Origin of the sequence: Vibrio sp. IB15 (genome assembly GCF_016406055.1) — a bacterium.
GTDB lineage: Bacteria > Pseudomonadota > Gammaproteobacteria > Enterobacterales > Vibrionaceae > Vibrio > Vibrio chagasii.
This window is the reverse complement of record NZ_JAEFCE010000051.1, coordinates 14,316-36,375: the sequence shown is the minus strand read 5'-3', so window position 1 is coordinate 36,375 and position 22,060 is coordinate 14,316. Positions and strand designations below refer to the sequence as shown.

At 45.8% G+C, this 22,060-nt stretch carries 19 protein-coding genes, 1 pseudogene and 1 riboswitch; of the genes and pseudogenes, 11 read left to right on the top strand and 9 right to left on the bottom strand.

All coding sequences use genetic code 11. The annotated features are described in order from the left end of the window. The first annotated feature begins 234 nt into the window (after nt 1–234). The 8 genes from JC606_RS17505 to thiH all read left to right on the top strand — a co-directional run bounded on the left by JC606_RS17505 (nt 235) and on the right by thiH (nt 8,497). Entirely contained in the window at nt 235–1,617 is a 1,383-nt protein-coding gene (locus JC606_RS17505; protein WP_198779061.1) for a multicopper oxidase family protein, read from the top strand. Nucleotides 1,618–1,717: 100 nt separating this feature from the next. Next, nucleotides 1,718–2,101 carry a fluoride efflux transporter CrcB gene (gene crcB, locus JC606_RS17500; RefSeq protein ID WP_137408777.1) on the top strand — a complete coding sequence of 128 codons (384 nt, stop codon included), beginning with the start codon at nt 1,718–1,720 and terminating at the stop codon, nt 2,099–2,101. A 62-nt stretch (nt 2,102–2,163) separates the two neighbouring features. Then, nucleotides 2,164–2,262, top strand: a riboswitch (TPP riboswitch). A 128-nt stretch (nt 2,263–2,390) separates the two neighbouring features. Next, nucleotides 2,391–4,340, top strand: coding sequence for a phosphomethylpyrimidine synthase ThiC (thiC, locus tag JC606_RS17495; protein ID WP_198779060.1), 1,950 nt, complete (start codon nt 2,391–2,393; stop codon nt 4,338–4,340). After that, nucleotides 4,340–5,632, top strand: a complete 1,293-nt coding sequence (locus JC606_RS17490; RefSeq protein ID WP_137408775.1) for a thiamine phosphate synthase — start codon at nt 4,340–4,342, stop codon at nt 5,630–5,632. The genes thiC and JC606_RS17490 overlap by 1 nt, the downstream gene beginning before the upstream one ends. Further along, nucleotides 5,622–6,404 (top strand): HesA/MoeB/ThiF family protein, encoded by a 783-nt coding sequence (locus JC606_RS17485; protein WP_137408774.1) that lies wholly within the window; start codon nt 5,622–5,624, stop codon nt 6,402–6,404. The genes JC606_RS17490 and JC606_RS17485 overlap by 11 nt, the downstream gene beginning before the upstream one ends. Then, nucleotides 6,401–6,610, top strand: coding sequence for a sulfur carrier protein ThiS (thiS, locus tag JC606_RS17480; protein WP_137408773.1), 210 nt, complete (start codon nt 6,401–6,403; stop codon nt 6,608–6,610). The genes JC606_RS17485 and thiS overlap by 4 nt, the downstream gene beginning before the upstream one ends. Nucleotides 6,611–6,612: 2 nt before the next feature. Then, the gene (locus JC606_RS17475; protein ID WP_061034301.1) at nt 6,613–7,377 is read left to right on the top strand and encodes a thiazole synthase; all 765 of its coding nucleotides are present in this window, start codon (nt 6,613–6,615) and stop codon (nt 7,375–7,377) included. 7 nt (nt 7,378–7,384) lie between these two features. Further along, the gene (thiH, locus tag JC606_RS17470; protein WP_198779059.1) at nt 7,385–8,497 is read left to right on the top strand and encodes a 2-iminoacetate synthase ThiH; all 1,113 of its coding nucleotides are present in this window, start codon (nt 7,385–7,387) and stop codon (nt 8,495–8,497) included. Nucleotides 8,498–8,633: 136 nt separating this feature from the next. On the opposite strand, the gene JC606_RS17465 is transcribed toward thiH, so the two are convergent. Both JC606_RS17465 and JC606_RS17460 read right to left on the bottom strand, forming a co-directional pair. Beyond that, nucleotides 8,634–10,424 carry an aminopeptidase P family protein gene (locus tag JC606_RS17465; protein WP_137408771.1) on the bottom strand — a complete coding sequence of 597 codons (1,791 nt, stop codon included), beginning with the start codon at nt 10,422–10,424 and terminating at the stop codon, nt 8,634–8,636. Between the two features lie 122 nt (nt 10,425–10,546). Beyond that, nucleotides 10,547–11,488, bottom strand: a complete 942-nt coding sequence (locus JC606_RS17460) for a LysR substrate-binding domain-containing protein (RefSeq protein WP_102424782.1) — start codon at nt 11,486–11,488, stop codon at nt 10,547–10,549. A gap of 101 nt (nt 11,489–11,589) precedes the next feature. On the opposite strand from JC606_RS17460, the gene JC606_RS17455 reads away from it, so the two are divergent. After that, nucleotides 11,590–12,789 carry a multidrug effflux MFS transporter gene (locus JC606_RS17455; protein ID WP_198779058.1) on the top strand — a complete coding sequence of 400 codons (1,200 nt, stop codon included), beginning with the start codon at nt 11,590–11,592 and terminating at the stop codon, nt 12,787–12,789. 103 nt (nt 12,790–12,892) lie between these two features. Next, on the top strand, nt 12,893–13,174 hold the full coding sequence (gene tsrA, locus JC606_RS17450) for an H-NS-like global regulator TsrA (protein WP_004741210.1): 282 nt from the start codon (nt 12,893–12,895) through the stop codon (nt 13,172–13,174). Nucleotides 13,175–13,244: 70 nt separating this feature from the next. On the opposite strand, the gene JC606_RS17445 is transcribed toward tsrA, so the two are convergent. From JC606_RS17445 to JC606_RS17430, 4 genes and pseudogenes are all read right to left on the bottom strand, one after another. After that, nucleotides 13,245–13,703 (bottom strand): DoxX family protein, encoded by a 459-nt coding sequence (locus tag JC606_RS17445; RefSeq protein WP_008221525.1) that lies wholly within the window; start codon nt 13,701–13,703, stop codon nt 13,245–13,247. A gap of 1 nt (nt 13,704) precedes the next feature. Next, nucleotides 13,705–14,472, bottom strand: coding sequence for an HvfC/BufC N-terminal domain-containing protein (locus JC606_RS17440; protein WP_102424780.1), 768 nt, complete (start codon nt 14,470–14,472; stop codon nt 13,705–13,707). Further along, nucleotides 14,469–15,323, bottom strand: a pseudogene (bufB, locus tag JC606_RS17435) (MNIO family bufferin maturase). The gene JC606_RS17440 and the pseudogene bufB overlap by 4 nt, the downstream one beginning before the upstream one ends. A 79-nt stretch (nt 15,324–15,402) precedes the next feature. Continuing rightward, nucleotides 15,403–15,663 (bottom strand): BufA1 family periplasmic bufferin-type metallophore, encoded by a 261-nt coding sequence (locus JC606_RS17430; RefSeq protein WP_198779057.1) that lies wholly within the window; start codon nt 15,661–15,663, stop codon nt 15,403–15,405. 263 nt (nt 15,664–15,926) lie between these two features. On the opposite strand from JC606_RS17430, the gene uvrD reads away from it, so the two are divergent. Beyond that, on the top strand, nt 15,927–18,101 hold the full coding sequence (uvrD, locus tag JC606_RS17425) for a DNA helicase II (RefSeq protein ID WP_198779056.1): 2,175 nt from the start codon (nt 15,927–15,929) through the stop codon (nt 18,099–18,101). 121 nt (nt 18,102–18,222) lie between these two features. On the opposite strand, the gene tpx is transcribed toward uvrD, so the two are convergent. The 3 genes from tpx to JC606_RS17410 all read right to left on the bottom strand — a co-directional run bounded on the left by tpx (nt 18,223) and on the right by JC606_RS17410 (nt 22,026). Next, nucleotides 18,223–18,720 (bottom strand): thiol peroxidase, encoded by a 498-nt coding sequence (gene tpx / locus JC606_RS17420; protein WP_198779055.1) that lies wholly within the window; start codon nt 18,718–18,720, stop codon nt 18,223–18,225. A 794-nt stretch (nt 18,721–19,514) separates the two neighbouring features. Next, entirely contained in the window at nt 19,515–21,272 is a 1,758-nt protein-coding gene (gene ggt / locus JC606_RS17415; protein ID WP_198779054.1) for a gamma-glutamyltransferase, read from the bottom strand. 91 nt (nt 21,273–21,363) lie between these two features. Beyond that, nucleotides 21,364–22,026 carry a LysE family translocator gene (locus JC606_RS17410; RefSeq protein ID WP_004741201.1) on the bottom strand — a complete coding sequence of 221 codons (663 nt, stop codon included), beginning with the start codon at nt 22,024–22,026 and terminating at the stop codon, nt 21,364–21,366. Nucleotides 22,027–22,060 lie beyond the last annotated feature (34 nt).

Sequence of the window (22,060 nt, the reverse complement as noted above, 5' to 3'; positions counted from 1 at the left end):
TCCACCCCTGCCACATTAAAAGGCTCTAGCAGAAATGCTAGAGCCTTTTTGCTTTTTACCGGTCTAAATTCCAGTCAATTATTCCCTCGTTCCGCTCATTCTGATGAGGGAATGTAAGTACTTACTTATCTCAGCCTCTTTTATTAATAGCCAAAGCACAAACTTCATTTCTTTATGAGAATTATTATCAATATTTTGTTACATTTTGGTCGTTACTACTAAAAGGCTGCAAATATGGATATCTCTCGTCGTAAATTTATTCAATCATCTCTCGCTATATCTGCACTCACAGTTCTCCCAGCTTGTTCTATGAAGCGATCGGTTGATGAGAAGGGAGGGTATGTTTATGACTTAACTGCTGAGCCTTCGACTGCTGAAATTGTACCTGGGTTTACTACTAACGTTTTGGGGTTCAATGGTCAGATCCCTGCGCCAACAATTCGTTGTCGACAGGGAGAAAAAGTTACGATCCGTTTCACCAATAAGCTGTCAGAGCCAACCACAATTCACTGGCATGGATTAAGAATCCCTATAGAAATGGACGGTGTGCCTTTCTTGAGTCAGCCACCAATTATGCCCGGTGAAACGTTCGTTTATGAGTTTACGCCACCGGATGCGGGTACGTTCTGGTATCACCCGCACATGAACAGCGTTAAACAACTTGGTATGGGCTTGGTCGGCCTAATTGTTGTTGAAGAGAGCGATCGAGTTCAATTCGATGAAGAGCATGCTTTGATGCTTAAACACTGGCATCTCGATAAACAAGGTCAGTGGAAAGATTTAATGGTCCCGCGTCTTAGCGCTCGTATGGGCACTCCAGGAGAGTGGAGTAGTGTTAATGGAGTACATGAGCCTACTTATCAGTTAAAGCAACACGCAACGACTAGGCTTCGTATCGCCAATGTCGATAATACAATCACCTATCCTATCGCTGTTGAAGGTGCTGAGGCATGGGTTATTGCTATAGATGGCAACCCAGTAGAGACACCTTACAAGTTGACTGAACATAAAATCGGTCCAGGTATGCGAGTTGACATAGGACTGATTGCTCCAAAGGCTGGCAAGCGAGTGAATGTTCTGCAAATGAAGGGACGTTTTCCTTTTTCCTTGTGTGAATTTGAAGTCGTAGATTCCACGCTCATAGAAGGCAAAGCACTTCCTTTGTTGCCTCTGAATCCAGTACCTAAGTTAGATCTCGCGAATGCAGAAGAGATCGATTTTGTGTTTGAGTGGGAAGGGGCGGTGTCGCCGGTTTCTAAAGATGGGAAATCCATGCCTAAGTTTTGGCTGACAAATAAAAGAGCCTGGGAAGGAATGAGTAAAGACAATATTCCGGACCCACTCGCTACATTAGAGTTAGGCAAAACCTATATATTCGATCTTAAGAATGTTACTCAATACCATCATCCAATCCATATTCATGGTCATACGTTTACGGTACTTGAGTTAGATGGCAAAAAAATTGAAGAACCTTTTCACACAGATACTGTGTTACTTGGAAAGAACGGTCGAGCTAAAGCAGCATTTGTGGCAGATAACCCCGGACGTTGGATGTATCACTGTCATGTGATTGAACATATGAAAACAGGACTGATGGGTTATATCGAAGTTAAGTGACACCTGTAACGTTTAATATTTGCGCATACATTCTTAGTTTCCACCCTCGCTTTTATCGGCGTTAAAGCTAGAATATAGGGATTATTGTTAGGGAGGATTCATGGGTCAGTTATCTATTCTTGGTTTTATCGCTATTGGTGGCGCTTTTGGTGCTTGTTCACGTTATCTGATTTCCGAGTTATGCGTAGTGATGTTTGGACGAGGTTTTCCTTATGGTACGCTAACTGTTAACGTGATTGGCTCTTTGATTATGGGATTACTGATCGCCGCGTTCGAAAATGAGATGGTTGCAACTGAACCCTGGAGACAGATTATTGGCTTGGGCTTCCTTGGTGCCTTGACTACATTCTCCACTTTTTCGATGGATAACGTGCTTCTTATGCAGCAAGGCGCATTTTTCAAGATGGGGCTTAATGTTCTGCTTAATGTAGTACTCAGTATTTCAGCCGCATGGATCGGCTTCCAACTTTTGATAAAGTCTTAAAACTTTCTTACGATTTGTTAACAACTCGGCTTGGTTTCTCCAAGCCGTTTTTATATACTCGATCGTACTTGTCGGAGTGCCATATGGCTGAGACCGTTAACTCGGGATCCGTTGAACCTGATCAGGCTAATACCTGCGAAGGGAACAAGAGTAGATATCTAACTAGAATCCCTCTAGAGATCTATCACCAGATCACAACTGTATTTCTTACCGTGATCCCTCTTGTAGCATCAATCCGTCAAGCATTTTTATCCCAATAAATAATGGCTAAAAGCCAAGGAAAAATGCTATGTCGAGTCGTAAACAAGCAAGACTGGAAGCGAAGAATTTCATCGATTCTTTATCAGTACAACCTTATCCAAATTCAAAGAAAGCTTACATCCAAGGTTCTCGAGAGGACATTCAAGTCCCAGTTCGAGAGATATCACTTGCTGATAGCCTTGTTGGTGGTACCAAAAAAGAGCCTGTATTTGAACCTAATGCACCTATTCACATCTATGACACCTCTGGTGTTTATACCGACCCAACGCACGAGATAGACCTTTATAACGGCCTTCCAAAGCTAAGAGAGCAGTGGATCGAAGAGCGTGGTGATACCGAGCTATTAGATGATGTTAGCTCTGTTTATACCAAAGAGCGCCTAGAGGACGAAACCTTAGACGAGCTTCGTTACGGAAACCTGCCTAGAATTCGTCGTGCGACTGACGATCAATGTGTGACTCAGTTGTACTATGCTCGTAAGGGGATTATTACCCCTGAGATGGAATACATTGCGATTCGCGAGAATATGGGGCGTCAGAAGTTCGCAGATGAGCAACTGAACCACCAACACCCTGGTCATAACTTTGGCGCAAACCTACCGAAAGAAATTACCCCTGAGTTCGTGCGTAAAGAGGTTGCTGAAGGTCGAGCAATTATCCCTTCAAACATCAACCACCCAGAATCAGAACCTATGATTATTGGCCGAAATTTCTTAGTTAAGGTGAACGCCAATATCGGTAACTCTTCTGTAAGCTCTTCGATTGAAGAAGAAGTTGAGAAGTTAGTTTGGTCAACCCGCTGGGGCGGCGATACAGTGATGGATTTGTCGACTGGTCGAAATATTCACGAAACACGAGAGTGGATTCTACGTAATAGCCCAGTGCCAATTGGTACTGTTCCTATGTACCAAGCACTTGAGAAAGTGAACGGTGTTGCTGAAGACCTTAACTGGGAAGTGATGCGTGACACCTTAATTGAGCAAGCAGAGCAGGGCGTCGACTACTTTACGATTCATGCTGGCTTGCTTCTTCGCTATGTCCCTATGACGGCTAAGCGTGTTACCGGAATTGTCTCTCGTGGCGGTTCTATCATTGCTAAATGGTGTCTTGCTCATCACCAAGAAAGCTTTCTATACACCCACTTCCGCGAGATTTGTGAGATCTGTGCGAAGTACGATGTAGCACTTTCATTAGGTGATGGCCTGCGTCCGGGCTCTATTGCTGATGCCAATGACGAGGCTCAATTTGCTGAACTTCGCACCTTAGGTGAACTGACGAAAGTGGCGTGGGAATATGACGTACAGGTGATAATTGAAGGCCCTGGACATGTACCAATGCACCTTATTAAAGAGAACATGGACGAGCAGTTAGAGCACTGCCATGAAGCGCCTTTCTATACATTAGGCCCGCTTACTACAGACATTGCCCCTGGTTTCGACCATATCACCTCTGGTATTGGTGCCGCGATGATCGGTTGGTATGGCTGTGCGATGCTTTGTTACGTGACCCCAAAAGAGCACTTAGGCTTGCCAAATAAAGAGGATGTTAAGACTGGCTTGATTACTTACAAGCTAGCGGCGCACGCTGCTGACTTGGCAAAAGGGCATCCAGGAGCACAAATCCGTGATAATGCGCTTTCAAAAGCGCGCTTTGAATTCCGTTGGGAAGACCAATTTAACTTAGCACTAGACCCTGATACAGCCCGTTCTTTCCATGATGAAACCTTGCCACAAGAATCAGGTAAGGTCGCACATTTCTGTTCTATGTGTGGACCTAAATTCTGTTCGATGAAGATTTCTCAGGAAGTGAGAGAGTATGCTAAAGACACAGAACAAGTAGCCTCTGATCAGGCTATCGAGATCAAGATGCTAGACAATCCGCTGGAAGGGATGCGTCAAAAATCACAAGAGTTCCGTGATACTGGCTCAGAGCTTTACCACCCAGCCGTTGGTGCGAAAGAAGCTCAACTAGAGGAATAATGACAGTGAAAATTCTGATCCCATCTCAATATATTGAGTTAACGGGAGAGGTTCAACACTGTCTATTGGTTGCTAAGCGACAAGGCTTAGCAACTGATGCAGTTGAGTTGGGTGTCAGCCCAACTCAATACTTCTCTATCGTTGATTCTCAACACTCACTTACTATTGGCTTTGCTTCTGATGTCGCATCAGTTGAAGCGGAGCAGCTAGGCTCACTTGACCATATTGTGATTTATGACGAGCCGTTATCGCTGGCAGATGTTCGCGATGCTTTAGCGCAATACCCTAATACGATATACGTTGGTGTAACCAATGACGCTGCCGTGTTAGATATTTGGTCACACTTAAACGCTAATCGAGCTATTAAAAGTATTAACCCCGATCATCAAGCCATAGATAGCCGCCATCACTTTGCGTGGTTACTAATGTTATTGGCTCTAGATTTTCCATTAGAAGACGCACTGGTTCTCGCACGCGCTGCGTCTAATGTTTCACGTGGAACATGGCCAAGCCACTACCAAGGGTTTCCAACTCCGGTTTTAGAAGACAAGAGTTTAGGCATTAGTGTTGGCTGGGCCCATCAAGGAACGTCACTTTCATTCCCTGATTTGACTAAGAAAAGCCTCGGGCTTTACCCAGTTGTCGATGATGTTGATTGGATTGAAAGGCTCCTTAAGCTTGGAATCAATACGGTACAACTGCGAATCAAGAACCCTCAGCAAGCTGACTTAGAGCAACAAGTCGCACGATCGATCGAACTTGGTCGAGAACATAACGCTCAGGTTTTTATCAATGACTATTGGCAACTTGCACTCAAACATGGCGCTTTTGGTGTTCACTTGGGACAAGAGGATATTGAAGAATCGAACCTTTCCCAACTGAGCCAAGCGGGTATTAAGATCGGCCTATCGACACATGGATACTATGAGTTGTTACGCATCGTTCAAATCAACCCAAGTTACATCGCGTTAGGACATATCTTCCCAACAACCACAAAACAGATGCCATCAAAGCCGCAAGGTCTAGTGCGTTTAGCTCTTTACCAGCAGCTTATCGATACCATTCCATACAGTGAAGTGCTTGTCGGTTATCCGACCGTGGCTATTGGTGGGATTGACCAATCGACGGCAGAGCAGGTATGGGATTGTGGTGTCTCGAGCCTCGCGGTAGTGCGTGCAATTACGTTGGCGGAAGATCCCAAAGCGGTTATTGAGTTTTTCGAAGCTCTTATGAATGGCAACTCTTCAACCTTTACTGAAGAGGTTCGTCAGGAGTTAAGCCATGCTGAGTGACTTTGAATTTGTACGCTATCAGCGCCAAATCGCACTGCCTGAAATTGGTGAACAAGGACAACGAAATCTACTAAACGGTCATGTGTTAGTTATTGGTTGTGGTGGTTTGGGGAATGCTGCGACTCTTTATCTAGCAGCGTCTGGCATCGGAAAAATCGTGTTGGTTGATGATGATTGTGTCGGCTCATCCAATCTACAACGACAGGTCGCGTTCAAAGAAAGCGATCTTGGTACAGCTAAAGTCGATGCATTGAAACTGCAACTGAGTGAGTTAAATGGTAGAAGCCAAGTTAGGACCATCAACAAGCGAATGGCCGAAAGCCAGTTAAAGCTTGAAGTGATGCTAGCTGATGTTGTGTTGGACTGTACCGACAACTTCGCCACACGCCAGCAAGTTAACCAAGCGTGTTTTGAGGCTAACACACCATTGATATCAGGCTCCGCAATTGGTTGGAAAGGTCAATTTATTGTCTTCGATTATCAAAACCAGCAGGGCTGTTACCACTGTCTTTTCCCGTTTGACCACCATCCACAAACAATGCGTTGTAGTGATAGTGGCATCATTGGGCCTGTCGTCGGGACTATAGGAAACCTCCAAGCTCTTGCTGCTATTCAGCACATTAGCAGTGGCGAGTTTCAAGTGGCGACACATCAGCTCAAGCTGTTCGACGGTAAGACTATGAACTGGCAAAACCTAATGGTCACGCAAGATATCGAATGTCCGGTGTGCAATTCGTCAGTGACCAATAATTTAGAAGAAGAAGCACTATGAGCAACATCACTATTTCAATAAACGAGCAACCAGAGCAGGTCGCGCAATCATCTTCTCTTGCAGATATTATTCATTCGCTTTCGCTACCTGACTTAGGGTGTGTATTCGCTATCAATAACACGGTTGTCCCGCGTAGCCAGTGGCAACAAACCATCGTCAATGAAGGCGATTCTATCTCTCTTTTTCAAGCTATTGCAGGGGGCTAACCATGTTAACCATCGCAGATAAAACATTCCAATCACGTCTGTTCACTGGCACAGGCAAGTTCGCCAACAAGCATTTGATGGCGAGTGCTATCGAAGCTTCAGGTTCTCAACTGGCAACCATGGCACTGAAGAGAGTCGATATTCGTTCTGAGCAAGACGATATTTTACAGCCCATTATTGATGCCGGCGTAAATCTACTTCCGAATACCTCTGGGGCTAAGAACGCGAAGGATGCCATCTTTGCTGCGCACTTGGCTCGCGAAGCTCTAGGCACAAATTGGCTCAAACTGGAAATTCACCCAGATCCAAAGTACTTGATGCCAGACCCAATTGAGACATTAAAAGCGGCTGAGCAACTGGTTAAAGATGGCTTTGTTGTGTTGCCATACTGTCATGCTGACCCAGTGTTGTGTAAACGATTGGAAGAGGTGGGTTGTGCTGCGGTTATGCCGTTAGGTGCGCCGATTGGGTCGAACAAAGGTATCGCTTCGGCGGACTTTTTAGAGATTATTATCGACCAAGCGAACGTCCCTGTGATTGTAGATGCGGGTATTGGTGCTCCATCACATGCGGCGCGTGCAATGGAGATGGGTGCTGACGCTGTGTTAGTTAATACTGCGATTGCTGCTTCTCAACAGCCAGTTGAAATGGCGATTGCCTTTAAGTTGGCAGTGGAAGCGGGGCGTATGGCTTACCTTGCAGGTCTCGCTGGTCAGGTATCTCATGCGGTTGCTTCCAGCCCGTTAACCTCATTCCTAGACGAGTAGTATTGCCATGACGTTTGTTGATCGATTTAAACAACTCAACTGGGATGACATTGGTATGTCGATCTTCAGTAAAACGGCAGAGGATGTTGAACGTGCTCTGAGTAAACCCAAACGCGACTTAGAAGACTTTAAGGCTTTGATCTCTCCAGCGGCAGAACCTTACTTAGAGCAGATGGCGCAACAATCGTTGGCACTCACACGCAAGCGATTCGGCAATACAATGTCGTTGTATATTCCATTGTACCTTTCAAACCTATGTGCGAATGCGTGCACGTATTGTGGCTTCTCAATGGAGAACCGTATTAAGCGTCGCACACTTACTTTGGATGAAATCGATGCTGAAAGTGCCGCTATCAAAAAGATGAAGTTTGATAGTGTACTGTTGGTGACTGGTGAACATGAAACCAAGGTCGGGATGAAGTACTTCCGTGAAGTGCTACCGAATATTAAGGCACAATTTAACCATCTTGCGATGGAAGTGCAGCCGCTTGATCAAGATGACTACGCAGAGCTTAAAACTCTCGGATTAGATGCGGTGATGGTTTACCAAGAAACCTATAGCCCAAGTACCTACGCGGAACACCACTTGCGTGGCAATAAAATGGATTTTGAATACCGGCTCGAAACGCCTGATCGTTTGGCAAAAGCGGGTATTGATAAGATAGGTATTGGTGCTTTGATTGGTTTGGAAGATTGGCGTACCGACTGTTTCTTCGTGGCCGCTCACTTAGATTATCTTGAGCGTACTTATTGGCAAACACGTTACTCGATTTCATTCCCACGTCTTCGTCCGTGTGAGGGTGGTTTGCAGCCTAAATCTATTATGAGTGATAAGCAGTTGGTACAACTTATCTGTGCCTATCGCTTATTAAACCCTGAAGTTGAGTTGTCTCTTTCGACTCGTGAGTCAGCAACGTTCCGCGATAACGTGTTGCCGTTAGGTATCACTAGCATGTCTGCCGCGTCAAAAACTCAACCTGGTGGTTATGCTTCAGGTGAGGAAGAGCTTGAGCAGTTCGAGATAAGTGATGAAAGAAGCGCAGCTGATGTCGAGGCTATGATTCGTCAACGTGGGTTTGACCCGGTATGGCGAGATTGGCATAGCGCTTACTCAGGCTAACTTGCAGCTTGGCTGATGTTCCACGTGAAACATCAGTGATGTGAAAGCGACAAATAAAAACGGCTACCTTTAGGTAGCCGTTTTCGTATCTAACTTAGCTAAACTGGTTTGACTAAGTTACCTATCTATTTAGGCATTAAGCGTGAGCTAGTGGCGTTGTTGCTTGGCGTAGCCACTCTAACGTATCACCTTCAACTAGTGGGCTAACATCGTTCCACACCTTTTGGTGGTAATCGTTTAGCCATGCAAGTTCCGGGCGTGTCAGTAGATCGACGTTGATGTTGCGCTTGTCGATAGGGCAACGTGTTAGCGACTCAAATGTTAGCACTGAGAAGTCACCTTGAGTTGGAAGCTCAACAACCAGCTCTAAGTTTTCGATACGGATACCAAATTCATCGGCACGGTAGTAACCCGGCTCATTTGATAACACCATACCTTCAACAAGAGGGACATCGATTAGCTTCTTAGAGATGCTTTGCGGACCTTCATGAACACTTAGGAAGTGGCCAACGCCGTGACCAGTACCGTGGTCATAGTCGAAGCCTTCTGCCCATAAGTGCTGGCGCGCTAGGATATCCAGTTGGAAACCACGAGTATCTTGTGGGAAGCGAGCGCGTGCAATACCGATGTGGCCCTTAAGTGCAAGAGTGAACTGTTGAATCATTTCTTCGCTTGGTTGGCCAATTGCGATAGTACGTGTGATGTCGGTTGTGCCATCTAGGTATTGACCGCCTGAATCGACTAGGTACAGAGTGTTCATCTCTAGCTGACCCGGCTCAGGCTGGTTCTCATGGTTGTAGTGACACATGGCTGCGTTTCCGCCTGCCGCTGAAATTGTGTCGAAACTTAGGTCCATTAGGGTTGGATCTTGCTCACGGAATGACTGTACTTTGTCTGCTAGTACCGCTTCGTTGTGCAGATTACCTTGCGCCACTTCTGCATCAATCCAAGATAGGAATTTTGCCATCGCCACGCCATCACGGATGTGACACGCTTTCATGCCGGCAATTTCTGTTTCGTTCTTCGCGGCTTTTGGCATTAGGCATGGGTCGGCTGCTTCAATGATATGAGCACCGGCGTTTTGGAGAACAAGCGTGTACCAAGCATTGCTTGTGCCTGAATCAACAGACACATTCTTACCTTCTAAAGATTGAAGGCGGGCTTCAAGCTCAGATGGGTGAGAAACACGAATACCATTACCAACGTGCGCTTCAAAGCCTGCAGGGATACGAACTGGGTCTAAGAAGAAATCGACACTTTCATCGGCGTGAATGATTGCATTAGATAACACAACCGGCAGACGAGATACGTCTAAACCACGAATGTTGAGTAACCAGCAGATTGAATCCAGCTCAGTAAGGATAGCGGCATCAGCGCCTTTGGCTTTTAGTAGGCTTGCAATTTCTGCGCGTTTGCTTTCACTTGATTGGCCTACGGCGTCGGTTGTCATTAGGCGAACATCAGATACTACAGGCTCAGGACGATCAGACCAAAGTTCATCAATTGAATTCGAAGATAGTGTTGTTAGTTCAACTTTCTCTGCCAGTTTAGCTTGAGCGCCTTTCAGCCAAGCCGCCGTATGCATGCGTGGGTCGAATGCAACTTTACTGCCTTGCGCTAGTGAATTGATGATCCAATCTAAAGCCGGTTCTTCAATAAGGTGGCGATACTCAAATAGCTCACCAGGTACTTGTTTACGAACCTGGACGGTATAGCGACCATCAACAAAAATAGCCGCGTTTTCGCGAGTGATAACAGCCGCACCTGCAGAGCCAGTGAAACCGGTTAGCCAGTGAAGTCGCTCGTTGTGAGCTGGAACGTATTCACCTAGGTACTCGTCTTCATGTGGAATGATAACAGCATCTAAGTGGTTTGCTTCAAGCCAAGCTCGAACCGCAGTAACGCGTTCCGCAGTGATATTGTGCATCTGTGTTTATCCTTATTGTTAGGGTCCTTGTTAACACTCACAGCCGATATACCTGTGAGGGGACTTATTAGGTCAATAAGCTAGCGCTTTTGTTCGTTTGCTGCAAACGCTGTACGCCATTTTTATCTGAGGTGCAGAGTTTTTTCTTTGATGATATCTCGCAACCAAGTTAAGGCTGGGTCGTTTTCTCTATCACGGTGCCAAAACAGAGTGTAAGCCATTGGTGGAAATTCCATTGGCAGAGGCACAACCACTAAGTCGAGCTGCTTCGCAACCAGATGAGTGAAGTGGCTTGGTGCGGTAAATACAAAGTCGGTGTAGGTACACAGGCTTGCGGCACTGTTGAAGTCGGGAACAGAAATAGCGATATCACGTTGATGACCAAGGTCGGCAAGTTTGTAGTCGAGTAACCAACGATCATTACCATCACACCTTACTTGAACATGACGTTGTGCCAGATAGGTTTCCAGATCCCATTGACCACTCAGAGCAGGGTGGTTGCGTCTCAATACACACATCTGTGCATCTCGGTAGATCTCTTGTTCGCAAATATCATCTGGCGGCAACATGGTTAAACGCGCGTCGTTGATGTCGATGTCTTTACCCGTGAGGCCGATATCGAGTTCACCAAGCTGTAATTTCTTAAAGGTTTGCTCCGTCCAAGCGTGAGTGTTGATATTTACCTTCGGTGCTTGGCGAAAAATCGCAGGTAAGAAGTGAGGAAGAATCAACGGGTAGACACTTTCAACCGCTGCAATGTGAAAACTGTGGTCACTGTTGTTGGGAATGAATGTCTCCGGTTGGGTAAGCACATCAAGTTGATTGATCAGTGTTTCCAACCGTGGCTTAAGGAACACTGCTTTTGGTGTCGGGCGTAGGCCGTGTGCACTTCGCGTAAAAAGAGGGTCATTAAATTGTTCGCGAAGTTTGGCCAATGATTTACTCACTGCTGACTGGCTCAGGCACAATCGATGTGCAGTGCGTGTAACACTCTGCTCTTCCATTAGCACCTGCAAGCAAACTAGTAGATTGAGGTCGAGGCGCGATAGTTTCTCGATATTCATGTGAGTTTCCTTATTGGAATAATGCTAATGATTATATGCCATTTTTGTTCATATCTTTAGTTGGTTATTATGCACCTAAATTAACTCATCCGGAGAATCTTGTGCCTTCTAACGCGCTTCCAACCCCTAGTAAACTGCAGGTTGCTTTATTGGCAATGCTGGTTCTTTTTAGCCCTTTGGCTATTGATATCTACCTGCCAGCTCTGCCACAGATTTCGACAGCGTTTCACGTGGAACATGCATTAGCACAAGATACGATCACTTGGTTTTTGTTTGCTATGGGTGTCGGCCAACTATTTGCCGGCCCTTTGGCGGATAAGCTAGGACGTCGAACCGTTGCATTGGGAGGTGTTAGTATCTATGCATTGAGTGCTTGCTTGGCGTGGGCAGCTCAATCGATTGATATGATGCTAATAGCTCGGCTGCTACAAGGCTTAGGAGCTTGTGCGACTTCTGTGGCAGCCTTTGCAACGGTTCGCGATCTATTTGGTCCAGAGAAGAGTGGCCGAATGATCAGCTACCTTAATGGCGCTATTTGCTTTATTCCTGCATTGGCACCGATTCTTGGCGCTTGGTTAACTCATCAATTTGGCTGGCGTTCGAACTTTAGCTTTATGACAGGCTTCGCTGTCGTTGTCGGTACTATCTTATTCTTCCGAATGAAAGAATCGAACCCGGCGATGGAAAAGGTAGCGGTGTTCAAACTAGAGCGCTACTGGTCTATATTGAAAACACCTTCATTCCTTTTTCACGCCACTTTGTGTTTGATGGCGATGGCTGTGATCCTCGCTTATGTAACCTCAGCACCGGTTGTATTGATGGAAAACCTCGGTTTGACTATGAAGGAATTTACTTTTTGGTTCAGTTTTAACGCGGTATTCAATATTGCCGCTGCGTTTACCGCACCAAAATTTATGGACCGTTTTGGGACTTATAAAACTCTTGTTATCGGTATTTTAATGCTCGGTCTAGCGGGTGTGATAATGTTGCTACTTGCTCGACAAAATAGCCCGATTGCTTTCATGTTTCCTATCTTCCTGTCATCTGTTGGCTTCGCTTGGGTTCTAGGTACATCTGCGGGAAAAGCATTGGAGCCATTCGGTGATCGTGCAGGGACTGCATCAGCTTTGATTGGTTTGTTTCAAATGAGTGGTTCTGGACTACTTGTTGGTACAGTGCAGCGTCTTGATTTAAATTCCCAAGAGATATTTGCATTACAAACATTCTTCTTTGCTCCAGCATTGTTAATCTTATTTAGTAAGGCAGGCAAGTCATGGCATGCAACATTTGCAAAAGCATAAGCAATAAGGGTAGCAAAATATACAAATGGCGGTTTGCGAAATGTTAAAACATGGTATATTGGTCATATATTGAAACGTAAGTCCCCAACGGAAAAATACTGTAATGTCATTAACAACCTATGAAATGGCGCGCGTCTTAGAACAAATGGAAGATGCACCTGAAAAGGTTATGTTTGGTAAATTGCTTAAAGAGCTAGGGAACCAAAGTGAAGAGCGTATTCGCAGTGCGGCAAAACAAGTTCCAATCGATACTTTACGAGATATCATCTACCAATTTCAGCGTGTGGTAGAGTCTCGTAAAGGTGAGCAAGTTCAGCTATTAGCAAAAGAGCTAGCAGAGCAAGGCATCTCGGCTGAAGAGCTTCAGGCTTTTCTAGAAAAGTAAGCTTACCCCAGTTAAAAAAGAAACCACTCAATTGAGTGGTTTTTTGCGTTTGGGGTTATCGATCTTTTAGTTAGCCTCTGAATTGCGCTTTCAAAACTCTATCTAATGAAAACGGTCCAGCACCCCATACGATGACGATAAGAATCATCAATCCCCAAAGTTGATGGTCGTAGAAGCCTTGGTCCCACAGTACTGGGTAAGACACGACAGCAATAATGTTGAAAACAAAAAGTGCGGCGGCCATCGGGCGTGTTAACAAACCAAGCGCTAAGAATACCGGTAGGATTAATTCAGCAGCTGTTCCCATATAGGCCGCTAATTCCCACGGTAATAGAGGCACCTGATATTCCAATTCGAACAAGTAGAGGGTGCTATCCCAGGTCGCTATCTTGGTCAGCCCAGAGTTGAAGAATACCCACGCCACCCAAAGGCGACAGAAAAGAAGCAGCACTGGGACGAAAAGTGCCTGAGATTTCTCAATCAAATTGTCGTATTGAGCCATCATGTTTGTGACTGTGTTGTTATCCATATTATGTCTCCAATTCATCATTGATTGAAAAACCTGAGATGACGTTGAGCGCCATGACAGCATTCAGATGTTGCAGTAGCGAAGGCGTTACTTCTCCGAGCGCTTTACCAGATTGAAGCTCAATGAGCAGTTGGTGGCACTCCTTGGTTAGGCTGTGGCTTTCGAGCTGTGAATTCTCGGCTCGGATTATTATTCCAAGCTCTGCGCGATTGATGTCTAACCCTTCCAGTTGCTGTTGGTCGATAGCGTGTTCAAGCGCTATTACGGCATAGTAAGAATCGAATAGCGTTATCGAACCCTTGATGTGGAAAACCAAGGCGCCTTGCCGCTCTTGTGGCACGGAAGCTAAACAGGAGAGTGGCTGTTGATGCGGGGGAGTTGCACATGCGAGTCTCGCTAAACTGTCCTTTTGCCATTCATAGCGTGCCACTTCACTAAGGTAAGGTGCAGCCTCTACAACTGAAGGAAAGGCTTGTATGGTTTGTTCGAAGTGCTCGCCATAACCACTGACATCTCCAGAGGTCGATGGATAACTAAGAACATGTTGACGCGCCATTTGTTGGAAGCACTCTTCACCAACTAACACCTCAGTCAGTGGGTAAGTCGCAGCGAGAACTTCGCTTAAGCTAATAACAAAGTTATTGCGGTAAATTTGAATGCGTTGCTGATCGCTAAAATGATCGCTCACGATGTCGCAGTGCTCACCGTCATTTTGATAGCGCAGGGCATTCGCAAACTCGGATTGAACATCCGCTAGGGAGTAGCTCATGAGGCGCGACTCCTTTGATTGTCATGTTGATACAGCTTTTCACTGGCTTTGGCAGCCTCTGCCAATAGAATTTGTGGCTCTGGAATATCTAAATCCCACTCAATCAAGGTATAGCGAGAGCCATGTTGCTCTATCCACTGAGTGTAAAGTTGCCACACTTCATCACAGACCGGTTTGCTGTGCGTGTCTATCCAAATCTCACCTTACTCGAGCTTCTTTTTGGTAAAACCTGCCAAGTGAATCTCTTCCACTTGGTTGGCTGGTATGCCATTTAGATACTCTTCACAGCTAAAGCCATGATTAAACGATGAGACGAAAATATTATTGAAATCGAGCAGTAGGCGACACTCGGTACGCTTTTGTACCTCAGCCAAAAACTCCCATTCTGGAATCGTTGAGTGCTTGAAGGCAAGGTAGCTTGATGGATTCTCAATTAACATAGGACGTTGCAAACTGTCTTGAACCTCGATGACGTTACGGCAGAAGACGTCCAACGCTTCTTCGGTATAAGGTAGTGGTAGCAGGTCATTGAAGTAGTGACCGCCAGTTTGGCTCCAACTCAAATGATCAGAAACCAAGAAAGGTTCGATATCATCAATAAGTGTTTTGAGTTGCAGTAAGTGCTGTTGGTTGATTCGTTCAACAGAACCAAGAGACAACCCTACACCATGACAGCTTATGTGGTGATGATTACGAATCTCTCGGAGTTGTTGGCGCTGTGAAGAATGGGGTAAGAAGTAGTTTTCGCTGTGAACCTCTAACCAACTTACCAAATCAGAATTCTGGCTGAAGAAATCTAAGTGCGGTGTTCTAAGGCCAACCCCTGCATTGGGGTGAAGAGTTTGAGTCACAACGATTCTCCTAATGGGTAGTGGAGGTGAGCTGGTATTCAGCTCACCATACTGAGTGGTTCAGTTATGCCCTCAGGCACTATGATGATTGAGTGCTACCACCAGTTAACTTGCCACATAGCCCTTTAGGAACAACCACGAATGCATCGGATTGGTTGTCTTCTTTTGCTGTACTAGCACATGAACTTGTTTTAGTTGCACAGTCATTTTGGCCAGCTTTTGATACGCCATAGCATTTTTCTTTCGCTGCTGCTTCCGCAGGTGCTGATGTAAGAACGGCACCGCCAAACGCTAGTACACTTGTGATTGCAGCTGTAACAGCAAGATTAGAATTTTTCATAGTCATTCCCTCTAGACTTAATAGTATTTACACATCGCAGGTTAATGAGTTGTTAACTTGCTTACTAAAAGGGATAGGAACAACCCGAAAATAATTTCACAGTATTATAATAATTATCAAAATAAGTGATAATTTAGCTATTAAGTGTTTGATTAGGTGATGTTATTTTTTGATGGTTTTTTCTTCTTAATATTCTAAACGCAGCCTAGTGTTTAGGTTATAATCAACTTTTATGTATAAATACCCAGTAGTGAGCATATCCAATGATAGATCCTTCGCTTTTACTCGATGGCCTAAACGACAAACAACGTGAGGCGGTCGCAGCACCTTTAGAAAACCTACTTATTCTGGCTGGTGCTGGTAGTGGTAAAACGCGAGTTTTGGTGCATCGTATCGCTTGGCTGCAGAGTGTCGAGCAAGCATCCCCGTTCTCTATAATGTCAGTAACCTTCACCAATAAAGCGGCGGCAGAGATGCGTGGTCGTATTGAAGAGTTGATGATGGGCAGCTCGTCAGGCATGTGGAACGGTACCTTCCATGGTATTTGTCACCGTATTCTGCGTGCTCACTACCTAGATGCAAAATTGCCAGAAGACTTCCAGATCATTGATTCCGATGATCAGATTCGTCTATTACGCCGCTTAATCAAAGCACAAAACCTCGATGAAAAGCAGTGGCCTGCTAAGCAAGCTTCGTGGTGGATCAACGGCAAGAAAGATGAAGGCCTGCGCCCGAACCACATTGATGCCTACCATGATCCAGTAACTCAAACATGGTTAAAGATTTACTCGGCTTATCAAGAAGCGTGTGACCGTGCTGGATTGGTGGACTTCGCGGAGATTTTGCTGAGATCACACGAGCTATTGCGCGACAAGAAACACATTCGTGAGCACTACCAAGCGCGCTTTAAGCATATTTTGGTCGACGAATTCCAAGATACCAACAACATCCAATATGCTTGGCTGCGTATGATGGCTGGCCCTGATTGTCGAGTGATGATCGTAGGTGATGATGATCAATCTATCTATGGCTGGCGTGGTGCAAAAATCGAGAATATTCAGAAGTTCTTGGACGAGTTCCCGGGCGCTTCAACCATTCGATTAGAGCAAAACTATCGTTCGACCAAAACCATCTTGCAAGCATCGAACGAGCTTATTTCAAACAACACTGAGCGAATGGGTAAAGAGTTGTGGACCGATGGTAACGATGGTGAGCCAATCTCCGTCTACTCAGCTTACAACGAGCTGGATGAAGCCCGCTTCACGGTAAGTAAGATTAAAGAGTGGCAAGAGAAAGGTGGTGCACTCGAAGATACAGCGATGCTTTATCGTAACAACGCCCAATCTCGTGTTCTTGAAGAAGCGCTAATTCAAGCAGGCTTACCATACCGAATCTACGGTGGTATGCGATTCTTCGAACGTCAGGAGATCAAAGATGCATTGAGCTACCTGCGTTTAATGGGTAACCGTAACGATGATGCCGCTTTTGAACGTGTGGTTAATACGCCAACACGTGGCTTGGGTGACAAGACTCTAGAGACGATTCGATTTGCAGCGCGTGACCGTGGTGCGACGATGTGGCAAGCGAGTATCGCTTTGTTGGAAGAACAAGTACTGCCAGGTCGTGCAGCGGGTGCCTTAAGCCGCTTTATCGAGTTAATTAATGCCCTTGAAGACGACACGTTAGAGCTGAATTTACATGAGCAAACTGACCATGTGATTAAATCTTCAGGTCTATTTGCGATGTACGAGCAAGAGAAAGGCGAGAAATCGAAAGCGCGTATTGAGAACTTGGAAGAATTGGTAACGGCAACTCGTCAGTTCGAGAAGCCAGAAGAAGCCGATGAGATGAGCATGCTAACAGCATTCTTAACGCACGCGGCTTTGGAAGCGGGTGAAGGTCAGGCTGATGAGTTTGATGATGCGGTTCAGCTTATGACTCTACACAGTGCTAAAGGTCTAGAGTTCCCAATGGTATTCATGGTGGGTGTCGAAGAAGGCATGTTCCCAAGCCAGATGTCTGCTGAAGAAGCGGGGCGCTTGGAAGAAGAGCGTCGCCTATGTTACGTAGGCATGACTCGTGCGATGGAGAAGCTGTACATCACTTACGCTGAGATGCGTCGCTTGTACGGGCAAGACAAATACCACAAACCATCACGCTTTATTCGTGAGTTGCCAGAAACCTGTTTGGATGAAGTTCGTATGAAAGCGCAGGTTAGTCGCCCTGCGAGCAGTGGTCGCTTTAGCCAAACTGCAGTCAAAGAGAACTTCAATGAGACAGGCTTTAGCTTAGGTTCTCGCGTGAAGCACCCTAAGTTTGGTGAAGGTACGATTATCAACTTCGAAGGAAGTGGTCCTCAGAGCCGAGTGCAAGTAGCGTTTAACGGTGAAGGCATTAAGTGGTTAGTAACGGCTTATGCGCGTTTAGAGCAGCTTTAACTTGTTACTTCGACATCTAATAACCGTTCATTATTGAAAACAAAAAGAGCAGCCAATGGCTGCTCTTTTTTATTGCGTATTGCTTTAAGCGATCACAATACATGACTGACTAGAAGAGAGTTTACAGTGCTGCAAGTGCCGCTTCGTAGTTTGGCTCTTCAGTGATCTCTGCAACCAACTCGCTGTGTGTTACCACACCTTTTTCATCAACAACAACAACCGCACGTGTTGTCAGGCCTGCTAGTGGGCCTTCAGCAATTGCTACGCCGTAGTCTGATGCGAACTCAGGTGAACGGAAAGTTGAAGCGTGTTGAACGCCTTTAATGCCTTCAAGCTCACAGAATCGACCCGCTGCAAATGGAAGGTCAGCAGAAATACAAACAACAACTGTGTTCTCAAGTTCAGCCGCTCTTGCGTTGAACGTACGTACGCTCGTTGCACAAGTTGCTGTGTCGATGCTTGGGAAGATGTTTAGAACCACTTTCTTGCCTGAGAGAGAAGCTAGAGTCAGTTCAGAAAGATCGCCTGCAGTTAGTGCAAAGCTTGGTGCCTGCTCGCCAGTTTGTGGGAATGTGCCAGATAGCGGTACAGCAGCGCCTTTGAAGGTAACGTGTGACATGGATTTGTCCTTAGTTTAGTTATGGTTATGAAACTGGTTGAGCATAGTAAGGCTTACGTTACTCGGAAGCGGTTAAGAAGTGAATGGTTTAAATGTCAGAATTGTAATTAAGTTGAAGCGTTTCTTAGATTCTAGGTGGGTCTAAAAGACTAATCGTTAAGAGACAGATAAAGAAAAACCCCGAGAGCTTGCGCTCATCGGGGTCTATAGTCTTACTCGCAGCAATCCGGCTACTAAGTGTGCTCCATGCATCAAATCCATGATAGTGTGCTGTTATCCTTCAGCGTATTCCTTTCGTCGCCTTCCTAGCGGTGTCCTTGATCTTATCCTGATCTGCCAACAATCCTCGTTAGCGCGCGTCACTTGTTCCTTGAGCGGTGTCCTTTACATCATCCTGATGTTCAGTCCTTTCCTCGTCCAGAGGTGTCCATTGTCTTTCCTTAGTAGCAACCATCCTAGTTACTATTGCGTCCATTCAATGTCCATTTCGCTATCCATGCCGATTATTCATCCTGAGTAATCGAATCTTCATCCTGAAGATAACCAAGTCCTTGGCGTTTCCTGTTCCGTGTCAGCATCCTTCCGACACCATCCATACTACCGATTCCTTATTTATCAGCAATGGTGCATAAGCGAATTTCTATATAATTATTTGAACGATAAATGTACGTTTTGTTTTATTTCAATTGGTTACGATATCTTAGTGCTTAAATTCGCAGTTAAATATCGATATTTACTCACTGCCTTGTGAGAGATCTCGCACAAAGCAGGGAGTAAAAAGGGAGTATTTACCCTTATTGGCCGATGGCTGCACCTTCTCGACGAGGGTCTGCTGCACCTTCTAGACCATCTTTTGTGATGCGAATGGCGTGTAAACCGGAGTTAAGATCGCGAATGTTAACTTCAAATCCCATCTTTTCGAGCTCAGGTTTAAAGTTTTCCGCCGATGTTCCTTTTTCCAGATCTAGCGTGCCGAAGCGGTTTAGGAAGTGCGGTTGGTTGATCGCTTGCTGGATATCCATGTCCCATTGGGTATGAGCAATGATCGCTTGTGCTACATAACCTATGATGCGGCTACCACCCGGAGAACCAATCGCCATGTAAGGCTTATCATCTTGCATGATGATAGTCGGTGCCATTGAAGAGCGGGGACGTTTACCTGGTTCAAGTCGGTTTGCGATAGGTTTGCCATCGTTGTGGGTCTTGAACGAGAAGTCGGTCAGCTCATTGTTCAGTAGGAAGCCTCTTACCATCAAGCGTGAGCCAAATGCATTCTCAATGGTGGTGGTCATCGACACGACATTGCCTTCGCTATCGACAATATTGAAGTGGCTGGTGGACGGCAGTTCAATAGATACATCTTGGCTGCGCAGCATTGCGTGATCCCACGGCGGGGTGCCTGAAGGCGCACTCTCTAGTGCTTTACCTGCGGTAATTAACTGGGCACGTTCCTGCAAATATTCAGTATTCACTAACCCTTGAGTTGGCATTGGTACGTAATCTTGGTCTGCCATGTACATACCGCGGTCTGCAAAGGCTAGGCGAGAAGCGTCCGCTAACACTTGCCAAGATCTCGCATCGTTTGGCCCCCAGGATTTGAGGTCAAACTGCTCTGTCATCGCTAAGATTTGTCCAACCGTTAATGCGCCTGAACTTGGTGGTCCCATGCCACAGATATCGTAGCTTTCATAAGCTGAACAAACCGGTTCACGTTGTTTGATTGAGTAGGTGTCGAAGTCTTTTTGTGCCAATACACCCGGATTACCTTTGGCAGTTTGTACCGTATTGATGATGTCGGCAGAAATCTCACCTTGGTAAAATGCCTTAGCACCATCCTTTGAAATTGCATTCAATGTTGCAGCGTATTCTGGGTTCTTAAGTAGTGTGCCTGCGGCTTTTGGGCTGCCATCGGCATTAAAGAAGTAAGCTTTGGTTGTGGCAAAACGGCTCAGTCGTTCTTGGTCATTTTCAATTAAGGTGGCCAAACGTGGGCTGATGGTAAAACCTTTCTCAGCCAGTTGAGCAATAGGTTTGATCAGCGATGCCCATTCTAACTTGCCGTATTTCTGGTGAGTGTCCCACAACAATTGCACTGTGCCCGGAGTAGCAACAGAGCGACCACCAACAACAGCATCATAAAACTTAAGCGGTTGACCGTTTTCGTCTTGGAACAGGCGTGGTGTTGCATCAAGTGGTGCGGTTTCACGACCGTCGTAGGTTTTAAGCTGTTTGTCTTTTCCATCAAAATAAACAAGGAAGGCGCCACCGCCAATACCGGATGACTGTGGCTCAACTAAGCCAAGCATCAGCTGCACAGCAACCATGGCATCAATTGCGTTACCACCACGAGCAAGTACATCGGCGCCAGCTTGGGTTGCCAGAGGGTTGGCCGCGGTAACCATCCAATCGTTAGCTTTTACGAGTTGCTTGGTTTCTAAACCACTACTTTGTTCGGGAGCGACGGAATCGGCAGCTTGATTTGCCCAACTGACGTGAGAGGCAAAAAGTAGGGTAGAAGTGGCGAGGGTTGTTAGTTTTGTTTTCCACTGCATGATCTTCTCCTTTTAATATGCAGAGCTAGATTGGCAGTGGAAAGATAAGATAGCCAGTGCGTTGTTAACGAATTGTAATCTTGATTCGAATTTAAGCGATTAAACCAGACAGCGACTGCCAAAGAATACTGACGCCAATAAGGCTGAATACAACACCACATAAGCCATCAATGTAGACTGTCGCTTCACTCAGTTTCTTTTGCAGTGCCTTCGTAGAAAGCATCCACGCTAATAGAGAGAACCAGAATAGTGATAGGCCGAATAGGATCAGCAGTGCAAACCCTTTCCCTGAAAGCGACATGTCGGCCGGTACCAAGCTCGACATCAAACTGATGAAGAACACTAACGCCTTTGGATTAAGAATATTGGTCGCAAAGCCTTTTGAAAATGCCTGACGCTTATTGGTCAGAATCAGGTCTTTCGAATTGACCGTGTCTGTCTCTTCTTCATGGTGGCTAATGAGCTGCCATGTTGCTTTTAATGCACCAAAACCTAGATACAGTAAGTAGCTGCCGCCAGCTAATTGCATGAGCGCAAAAAGAGTTGGGTGCTGGTGGACTAGGTAACTGATGCCCGTCAGGCTCAGTAATGAATGCAATAAGATCCCGCAAGAGAGTCCGAGAGCAATGTATAAGCCAGTTTGTCGCCCGTGGCGTGTTGCGTTTTGTACCACAAGTGCAAAGTCAGGGCCCGGGCTCATCAAAGCGATAAAGTGGATAGAGGCGAGGGTGACTAATATGGTGACTTCATTCATATCTGTTCCAATAACTGGGTTGTTCTGTTGAGAG

What these genes read in the sequence shown, in the direction of transcription:
- crcB (WP_137408777.1), top strand. Translation starts at nt 1,718, where the DNA reads ATGGGTCAGTTATCTATTCTTGGTTTTATCGCTATTGGTGGCGCTTTT.
- JC606_RS17505 (WP_198779061.1), top strand. Translation starts at nt 235, where the DNA reads ATGGATATCTCTCGTCGTAAATTTATTCAATCATCTCTCGCTATATCT.
- thiH (WP_198779059.1), top strand. Translation starts at nt 7,385, where the DNA reads ATGACGTTTGTTGATCGATTTAAACAACTCAACTGGGATGACATTGGT.
- tsrA (WP_004741210.1), top strand. Translation starts at nt 12,893, where the DNA reads ATGTCATTAACAACCTATGAAATGGCGCGCGTCTTAGAACAAATGGAA.
- JC606_RS17430 (WP_198779057.1), bottom strand. Translation starts at nt 15,663, where the DNA reads ATGAAAAATTCTAATCTTGCTGTTACAGCTGCAATCACAAGTGTACTA.
- uvrD (WP_198779056.1), top strand. Translation starts at nt 15,927, where the DNA reads ATGATAGATCCTTCGCTTTTACTCGATGGCCTAAACGACAAACAACGT.
- JC606_RS17485 (WP_137408774.1), top strand. Translation starts at nt 5,622, where the DNA reads ATGCTGAGTGACTTTGAATTTGTACGCTATCAGCGCCAAATCGCACTG.
- JC606_RS17445 (WP_008221525.1), bottom strand. Translation starts at nt 13,703, where the DNA reads ATGGATAACAACACAGTCACAAACATGATGGCTCAATACGACAATTTG.
- tpx (WP_198779055.1), bottom strand. Translation starts at nt 18,720, where the DNA reads ATGTCACACGTTACCTTCAAAGGCGCTGCTGTACCGCTATCTGGCACA.
- JC606_RS17465 (WP_137408771.1), bottom strand. Translation starts at nt 10,424, where the DNA reads ATGCACAATATCACTGCGGAACGCGTTACTGCGGTTCGAGCTTGGCTT.
- JC606_RS17410 (WP_004741201.1), bottom strand. Translation starts at nt 22,026, where the DNA reads ATGAATGAAGTCACCATATTAGTCACCCTCGCCTCTATCCACTTTATC.
- ggt (WP_198779054.1), bottom strand. Translation starts at nt 21,272, where the DNA reads ATGCAGTGGAAAACAAAACTAACAACCCTCGCCACTTCTACCCTACTT.
- JC606_RS17475 (WP_061034301.1), top strand. Translation starts at nt 6,613, where the DNA reads ATGTTAACCATCGCAGATAAAACATTCCAATCACGTCTGTTCACTGGC.
- thiS (WP_137408773.1), top strand. Translation starts at nt 6,401, where the DNA reads ATGAGCAACATCACTATTTCAATAAACGAGCAACCAGAGCAGGTCGCG.
- JC606_RS17490 (WP_137408775.1), top strand. Translation starts at nt 4,340, where the DNA reads ATGACAGTGAAAATTCTGATCCCATCTCAATATATTGAGTTAACGGGA.
- JC606_RS17460 (WP_102424782.1), bottom strand. Translation starts at nt 11,488, where the DNA reads ATGAATATCGAGAAACTATCGCGCCTCGACCTCAATCTACTAGTTTGC.
- JC606_RS17440 (WP_102424780.1), bottom strand. Translation starts at nt 14,472, where the DNA reads ATGAGCTACTCCCTAGCGGATGTTCAATCCGAGTTTGCGAATGCCCTG.
- thiC (WP_198779060.1), top strand. Translation starts at nt 2,391, where the DNA reads ATGTCGAGTCGTAAACAAGCAAGACTGGAAGCGAAGAATTTCATCGAT.